Genomic DNA, 2,116 nt, shown 5'->3' with positions numbered 1-2,116 from the left:
GAAATTGGAATTTCCAATATTTTTTCAGCCTCTGGTAAATCCCTAATTTCCTTCATCAACTTTTCCTCCTCTTCTTCTGATATTTTTAAATATGTTTCAAAAAAGCCATATATTAATCGTTGTTTTGCCGAAGAAAGGTATCTTGAAGTATTTAGTATTGGATCCCGTAAAACAAAAAGAAGCACTTGGGGAAGACTTACGTGCCCTCCAGCTTGAATGTTTTTTGGAATAACTTCAAGTTATATTCATATATGCTTTTTTAATTTCTCTAACTCTTCCATTGTTAATTTTGTTACTTTAGAGATGAATTCTAAACTGGCTCCTTCTTTTATCATTTCCATCGCTACTTGCTTAACCCCTTCAACCCTTCCTTTCTCCTCATACGAAATTGGAATTTCCAATATTTTTTCAGCCTCTGGTAAATCCCTAATTTCCTTCATCAACTTTTCCTCCTCTTCTTCTGATAGTTTTAAATATGTTTCAAAAAAGCCATATATTAATCGTTGTTTTGCCGGATCAAGTTCCATTCTCGTCAGCATACGCAAAAATTCCTTTTTTACTTCTATTTTTTCTACTTTATCATATCCCATTTGACTCAATAATGCTGCGGCTACCGGATTATCCGAACGTATATAATCACGCCAATTCTCCTTTTTCAAATGCAGGGTCAGAAAGTTAAATGTCAAAACATAAAGAAATGGAAATTCCATCGTATACTTGTTCTTTTCCCAATTTTCCTTATAACTAAATACTGCAATGGGCACAATCGGTCTTCTATACTTATTATAGAGCAAACTGAAGTAATGAAACATCCGTTCATGAAAATGCCTTTGCACATAGCTCTGTGGTTCAATATGAACAATGATCACAACATCTGTATTTCTTATCTTAGTTTCCACAACAATATCAAGCCGCCTAGTCTCTCCTTCCACTATATCTGTATATACTTCTTCTGAAATTGGTTTAATCGCATGAAAATCAATCTGCTTATGCACGTCTGGAAAAAATACTTTTAGAAATTCTTTGAAAAATGTGTGGATAAGTTTTTTATGAAGCTGATCATGTTTTGTGTAAGTCGACGTTTTTTCTCTAATAACTAGGGGCATTACCAAGATATCCCGTCCTTTTAAGATATTATGGTGAGGTTTCTAGAAGATAATATTCTTTATCTATCTTAGCACATTTGTTCGGTTGTTTCAATGAAGTGTAAAAAACTATTATTTACGTATATGGTAACTTAAAAGTGAGCCACCATAACAATTACACATCTTCATACTCCGAGGAATGATAAAAAATAACTGAATCTTATATAAATATTTGGTATACTTACAGTAGAAATACCTCTCAGAAACTACCCTCAAAATTTAATAAGGAGCATCAATATGCCACGAAATACTACCTCTGAAATTTATCCCACTGTTCCCCCAATCATAATGGAAGTAAAGGAGGACAAAGAACACGTTCGACCAAAGTCAAACCGAAAACGTTCGGATACTACTTTACTCAAACGGATACCCTTGAACAAATTTATGGATCTAAAAGTTGATTATGCTTTTAAACAGTTATTTGGTACAGAAAAGAATAAACAAATCACTGTGGTATTTTTAAATGCAATTTTGCAAAAAACGAATCGCAACTCTATTAAGGACATCATTTTTATAAACGTAGAGGAAGTAGAGGAATATGACGGTGACAAGCAGTCACGATTAGATATAATCGTTGAAACTGAAACTGGTGAACGAATCAATGTGGAAATCCAGTTCACGGATCAGCATAATATGATTAACCGCTCGATTTATTATTGGTCAGGTATCTATCGCCGGCAAATGAAAAAGAGTATGGCTTATAAGGAACTAAGACCAGTCATTGCCATTAATATCATGAACTTCAACTACTTGATGCAAACGGAACGATTCCACACCATGTATCACCTGTACGAAGATGAAGAAAAGTTCAAGCTGACCGATGTGATGGAGTTTCATTTTATAGAAATGCCTAAGCTCATCCAGGCGTGGAAAAAAGAGCAGCTTGATCCTTGGAATGATTTACTAGCAAGATGGTTATTACTTTTAGTATGTGTAAAATAGTTCTCGGTGATATTATTTCAAAATCCTAG

Annotated in this window: 2 protein-coding genes and 1 pseudogene; 1 reads left to right on the top strand and 2 read right to left on the bottom strand. The window is 34.0% G+C overall.

What is annotated here, in order from left to right:
- Both IEX94_RS19565 and IEX94_RS19065 read right to left on the bottom strand, forming a co-directional pair.
- Positions 1-185, bottom strand: a pseudogene (locus IEX94_RS19565) (hypothetical protein); the annotation flags it as partial.
- Between the two features lie 60 nt (positions 186-245).
- Positions 246-1,106, bottom strand: a complete 861-nt coding sequence (locus tag IEX94_RS19065) for an RpnC/YadD family protein (RefSeq protein ID WP_188859800.1) — start codon at positions 1,104-1,106, stop codon at positions 246-248.
- 276 nt (positions 1,107-1,382) lie between these two features.
- Between IEX94_RS19065 and IEX94_RS19060 the strand changes: the two genes are divergently transcribed.
- Entirely contained in the window at positions 1,383-2,087 is a 705-nt protein-coding gene (locus tag IEX94_RS19060) for an Rpn family recombination-promoting nuclease/putative transposase (protein ID WP_229782811.1), read from the top strand.
- The last annotated feature ends 29 nt before the right edge of the window (positions 2,088-2,116 follow it).

The organism is Oceanobacillus indicireducens (genome assembly GCF_014647195.1).
In the GTDB taxonomy this organism is placed as follows: domain Bacteria; phylum Bacillota; class Bacilli; order Bacillales; family Amphibacillaceae; genus Oceanobacillus; species Oceanobacillus indicireducens.
This window is presented reverse-complemented; position numbering and strand designations above follow the sequence as displayed.